This is a genomic window from Jatrophihabitans lederbergiae (assembly GCF_031845305.1).
In the GTDB taxonomy this organism is placed as follows: domain Bacteria; phylum Actinomycetota; class Actinomycetes; order Mycobacteriales; family Jatrophihabitantaceae; genus Jatrophihabitans_A; species Jatrophihabitans_A lederbergiae.
In genome coordinates this window covers 1-5324 of the sequence record NZ_JAVREH010000103.1, presented here as the reverse complement: position 1 = coordinate 5324, position 5324 = coordinate 1, and the positions used below count along the sequence as shown (strand labels likewise).

The window sequence follows — 5324 nt, the reverse complement described above, 5'->3', positions numbered from 1 at the left end:
CGATCTGGACGAGCCACGGGCACCCTGCCGGCCCGGAGGATACGAGCCGACGATGATGGCGACAGCTCTCGATTCTGACCCTGTTTCGCCGACTTCCTGACCCTGTTTGAAAGGTGGCAGAAACCCATGCTCCAGTTTCGCTCCAGTACCGGCGAGTAACCCGGACAAACCAGTCAGGTCCTCCAATGCGATATAAGGGCTGATTCCAGACGCCAATATCGCCGCAAACTGGACTAAATCGGGTGGTGGAGCTGAGGGGATTCGAACCCCTGACCCCCACACTGCCAGGCCGAACGTCGGACCCTCTGCAGGCCCCGGATTTGCTGGGGTGTACGTATCTACCGGGACATGCCTGGTGCGGTTGACTGCCGTTGAACGCCGTTCGGAACCGTTGCGTGCAGATCGATCCTCCAGATTTCCTCCACCCGAAAATGGTGTGGAGGCCGGTCACCGCCGGCGGCCCGTGCTGGGGCGGGCGGCGTGACTTGCGGCCAGTTCGGGGAGCTGGCTCGTATCATGGTGGTTATGACCGCCGCCCGCGACGAGTTGCACCGTTTGGTCGAGCAGTTGCCCGAGGATCAGGTGTCGGCTGCTTTTGTCGAAGTGCAGCGGTTGGCGATCACCGCCGAGTCGTTGTCGTGACCGCCGGCGTGGTTTGGCGCGATCACGGCAGGTCGTGCGGACACGTCCGACCGCGTTGACGACCTGCTGGTTGAGGGCTTCGGCCGCTAGTCGGTGATCGTCTGCGACACGGGTCCCCTGGTGGGCGCCGCCATCGAGAACGACGCGCTTCACCGTGCGAGCGTCGATCTGTTCACCGCACTGCATCTGGCGAGCCGGCGCATCCTGGTTCCCGGTCCGGTCATCGCAGAGGTCGGCTATCTGCTTGCCCTCGAGGGCGGGGCGCGCGTCGAGGCGCAGTTCCTGACGTCGCTGGCCGACGGGACCCTTGTGGCCGGTGGAGCTCACCGCCGCGGACTACCGGCGCGCGGCCGAACTCGTGGTGGCTTATGCCGACCTGCCGCTGGGCACGACGGACGCCACCGTCATCGCGCTGTGTGAGCGGCGCGGGCTGTCCGAGGTTGCGACCCTCGACCACCGGCACTTCACGGTTGTCCGCCCGCGCCACGTCAAGACGCTGACGTTGCTTCCGTAGCCCGGGCCGCCTGTGTCGGATCAGCTCGACCCGACGCGGCCCAAGCCGGCACGGTTCAGGCGATTGATGAGTGTGGTCTTGCGGCGGTGGCTCTGGCGCAGCTCTGCCACTCGCTGCTGGTAGGGGCCAGTCTGGCTGAGGCGGCGGCTGATCTCGCCGAGGTCTTGCAGGAGAGCGACCGCGGCGTCGTAGTCAGCTCCCTTGCGGGCCTCGATCAGGTCCTCGACCTGCCGCCATGCTTGCTCTTGCCGGGCGGCCAGCGTGGCGAGGCGTTGCTCGCGGACCGCCGCGACCGCCCGATCGTGCTCGGCCTTGCGCCGGGCTTGCTGTCGGTGTCGCGTGCGTAGCCAGTCGTCTCGATAGGTCCGGGCCAGCGCGACAAGCTGGCCGGCGGTTCGACGGTCCTGCCCGTCCGGCGCCACTGCGGTGTCGCCGCGCGCGAGGAGTTCGGCCCGCACGCGCTGGACATCGCCGACGGCGACCCGCAGCAGCATCTCGTCCTTGTCTGCCTGCGGGATAGACGCGAGCTTATGGCGGAGCCGGGATGCCCGGTCAGCGTCGCTCTCATCGTCAGTGCTGGCCGTTGCTGCGGCGGTGACCAGGTGCTCGTCGATTCGCAGGAAGGTGGTGGCGCTGCGCAGCGCCGCGTTCAGCTGGCCGAGGCCGGGAGGCACCGGAGGTTCGACGTTCTGATCAGGAACCTGCCCGGCCTGCACGCACAGCAGCCAGGCCAGATACAGCAGACGCCGGTCACCACCGGCCAACTCGGTCCGGGCGGCGACCATAGCCGCCAAGCGGCCCTCGCCACCGCCCTCGGCCCAGTCCTCCTCGTACACGCCGTCCTCATCCTCGGCGATCAGGTCGAGCACGGTGTGCTCACCGGTGGTCCACGCGCTCGTGGCGTCGCCGACGCAGTATGCGGCGGTGGTCTGCTCGTCCAGCAGCGTGCCCGGTATGCGGAACATCAGCCGGTGGGTGCCCCAGTTGGACAGGTAGAGGAATGCGTCGAAATAGCGCTCGACCAGCTGGCGGGGGTCAGCTTTCAGGTCGCCCCACTCGTAGGTGTTGACGAAGCTGGCCGGGGTGATCGTCGCCCGGGTGGAGATGGCCCGTAGCTCGGCCTGCTGGCGAGCGTCCAGGGCGTGGTCGAGGGCGGCGAACTCGTAGTACTGGTACTCACTCATCCGGCTTACGCACCGCCGCTTCGGGTCGCCCAGTGCCGGTAGGCCACGATCCACTCCCACCCCGCCGGTGCTGGATTTGGCGGCGGGAGGTCCAGCAGCGGGATGCGCTGCCGATCACCACCGCGGCGGACGTGCGCCACGATCTGGTCCTCGGCCGTCAGATCCACCTTGGTCACGGTGACCGGGGCACCGAGCACGGTGGTCTCGAACGGCACGGCTAACGCATCCTCGAGCAGGGTGAACAGGCCGCAGGCCTGCTCGGAGTCGTTGTAGCAGTCGACGGTGGCCTGCTCGATCATCTCCTCGAGCTGGCCGGCCGGTAGTGGTGTCATGCTCGCGAGAGTATGGACTGGTGCCGACAGAAACCGAGCCACCCGGCGAGAACCGCGCAGTCGCCGCGCTGGACAACGAGCTAGCCGGACTGCAGCGCGAGGTGGCTCGGCTACGCGCGGAGAACACCCGGCTGCTGCGACTGCTCGAGCTGACTCCGCGCCAGGCCCACCCTCCTGGGCCGACGCAGACGGCGATCTTCGACGCGGCGCCCGGCGCCGTCGGCGTCGACTCTTCGCCAGCGGCGAAGGTGGCGTTCTATGCGGCGCTGTTCGGTGCCCGCATCGACGTGTACGCGCTTCGGTGGGACAACGCACGCACCGGCCGCTCGGGGTGGGTGCCGGCGGTGCGAGGCGGGTGGCGCAAAGGCGTCCCTGCCTCCGAGCGGGAGTATCTGCCACTCACCAGTGAGGTATTGACCGCGCACCTGTCTGGCGAGATCGAGATCGGCCTGTACCCGATGCTCGACGGTGACCGCTGCCGGTGGCTGGCTGCGGACTTCGACGGCCCCGCGGCGATGCTCGACGCGCTGGCCTACCTGAAAGCTGCTCGGGCGGTCGCCGCGCCGGCCGCGCTGGAGGTGTCGCGCTCGGGCCTCGGGGCGCACGCCTGGCTTTTCTTCACCTCCCCGATCCCGGCGGCGACCGCGCGGCAGGTCGGCACCGGGCTGCTTAGGGAGGCGATCGCCCAGCGGGGTCGGATGAACCTGTCCAGCTACGACCGGCTCTTCCCGTCTCAGGACGTGCTGCAGACCGGCGGTCTGGGTAACTTGATCGCCGCCCCGCTGTCCGGGCGGGCCCGGCGCCGCGGCGCGACCGTCTTCCTCGACCTGGCCACCATGGAGCCGCACGAAGACCAGTGGGCCTACCTGTCCAGCCTCGACCGCCTGACCCCGCGGGAAGTCACTCGGCTGGCCCAGCGGGTCGGGTCCGTCGCCGTCGGTGCCGAAGTGGACCGGCTGCGCGCCGCGACCGCCACCAAGATCACCGTGTTCCCACCACCGGTGGTGCGGGCGACGCTCGGCGCGATGATCACCGTTGACGGCGCGGACCTGCCACCGGCGCTGCTGGCGACTCTCAAACACGCGGCGTCGATGCCCAACCCGACCTTCTACGAACGCCAGCGCCGCCGCGCCTCGACTTGGGACACCCCGCGGTTCCTGCGCAGCTACGACGAGACCCTCGACGGTGACCTGGTCCTGCCCCGTGGCCTGCTCGACCGGCTCGGCACCCTGATCGCCCAGGCCGGCAGCCGACTGCAGGTCACCGACCAGCGCAGTAGCGGGCAGCCGCACACATTCGAGTTCTCCGCGCAGTTGGAACCCGAGCAGCAGGCCGCGCATGATGCCGTGCTCGGTCACGATCTCGCGGTGCTCGTCGCGCCGCCCGGTGCCGGCAAGACCGTCATCGCCTGTGCCGTCATCGCTCATCACAACGTGTCCACGCTCGTGCTCGTCGACCGCAAGACCCTGGCTGACCAGTGGCGCGCCCGCATCGGCGACCTGCTCGGCGTCAAGGCCGGCCAGCGCGGCGGCGGGCGCACCAAGACGACCGGCGTCCTCGACATCGCCACGCTCCAGACACTGACGCGACGCGACGACCTTGCCGATCTCACCGCCGGCTACGGACTGGTCGTGGTCGACGAGTGCCACCACGTGCCGGCCGCGGCGTTCGAGCATGCCGTCGGCCAGATCCCCGCTCGCCGCTGGCTCGGTCTCACCGCCACCCCCTACCGGCGCGACCAACTCGACGACCTCATCGCCCTGCAACTCGGCCCCACCCGACACACCATCAGCCAGGCCGTCACCGGGACCCTCTCGACCAGGTCGCCCGAGGCTGCAGCACCCGAGCCGGTGCTGCACCTGCACAACACCGGATTCCGTTACACCGGCGACCTCGACCCGTCCGCGCCTGGCGGCATCGCCGCCGTCCACCGCGACCTCGCCGCCGACCCCACTCGAACCAGCCAGATCATCGGCGACGTCACCGCTGCCCTGCAGCGCGGCCGGCACTGCCTGGTCCTCACCCAACGCACCGTCCACGTCGAAACGATCGCGCATGCTCTGACCGAACTCGGGCGGGAGCCGGTCGTGCTGCGCGGCGGCATGGGCGCCAAAGCCCGCACCGCCGCCCACACCCGACTCCAGCCGGCCCTGGGCGGGCCACCGCTGCTGATCATCGCCACCGGCTCCTACCTCGGCGAAGGCTTCGACTGCCCCGCACTCGACACCCTCTTCCTCGCCGCACCGATCGCTTTCAAAGGCAGGCTCGTGCAGTACGCCGGCCGCGTCCTGCGCCCCTACCCCGGCAAAAGCACCGCCGAGGTCCACGACTACCACGACATCCTCACCGGCGTGCTCGCCTCCTCGCTGGCCAAACGCGCCCCCGGCTACACCAGCCTCGGCTTCCCCGACCCCCGCCGCATGCCCATTTCATAACCGGCCCGGCCTGACCACAAGCCCGCAAAACATCCGTGGTCCCGCGGTGTGAACGCTCATCGGAAGTGACAAGGTACTCCGCCTCGAGGTCTAGCCCGGGGCTTTCATGAGGGCGGCGCGTTGATCAACTGAAAAGTGCTCCAAGCCAGCAAGAATCAGGGTTGCGACGACCAGTTCATGCGGAGCGAGGAGCACCTTCAGGGTGAAGAATATCGGG

4 protein-coding genes are annotated in these 5324 nt (G+C 69.0%); 2 read left to right on the top strand and 2 right to left on the bottom strand.

Annotation, left to right across the window (positions count from 1 at the left end; translation table 11 throughout):
- Window positions 1-958: 958 nt before the first annotated feature.
- Window positions 959-1156 (top strand): PIN domain-containing protein, encoded by a 198-nt coding sequence (locus RM423_RS23940; protein WP_311425552.1) that lies wholly within the window; start codon window positions 959-961, stop codon window positions 1154-1156.
- A gap of 20 nt (window positions 1157-1176) precedes the next feature.
- On the opposite strand, the gene RM423_RS23935 is transcribed toward RM423_RS23940, so the two are convergent.
- On the bottom strand, window positions 1177-2340 hold the full coding sequence (locus RM423_RS23935) for a coiled-coil domain-containing protein (protein ID WP_311425551.1): 1164 nt from the start codon (window positions 2338-2340) through the stop codon (window positions 1177-1179).
- Window positions 2341-2345: 5 nt separating this feature from the next.
- Window positions 2346-2672, bottom strand: coding sequence for a calcium-binding protein (locus RM423_RS23930; protein WP_311425550.1), 327 nt, complete (start codon window positions 2670-2672; stop codon window positions 2346-2348).
- Window positions 2673-2692: 20 nt separating this feature from the next.
- Here RM423_RS23930 and RM423_RS23925 point away from each other — a divergent pair, with 20 nt between their 5' ends.
- Entirely contained in the window at window positions 2693-5107 is a 2415-nt protein-coding gene (locus RM423_RS23925; RefSeq protein ID WP_311425549.1) for a TOTE conflict system archaeo-eukaryotic primase domain-containing protein, read from the top strand.
- The last annotated feature ends 217 nt before the right edge of the window (window positions 5108-5324 follow it).

What these genes read in the sequence shown, in the direction of transcription:
- RM423_RS23935 (WP_311425551.1), bottom strand. Translation starts at nt 2,340, where the DNA reads ATGAGTGAGTACCAGTACTACGAGTTCGCCGCCCTCGACCACGCCCTG.
- RM423_RS23930 (WP_311425550.1), bottom strand. Translation starts at nt 2,672, where the DNA reads ATGACACCACTACCGGCCGGCCAGCTCGAGGAGATGATCGAGCAGGCC.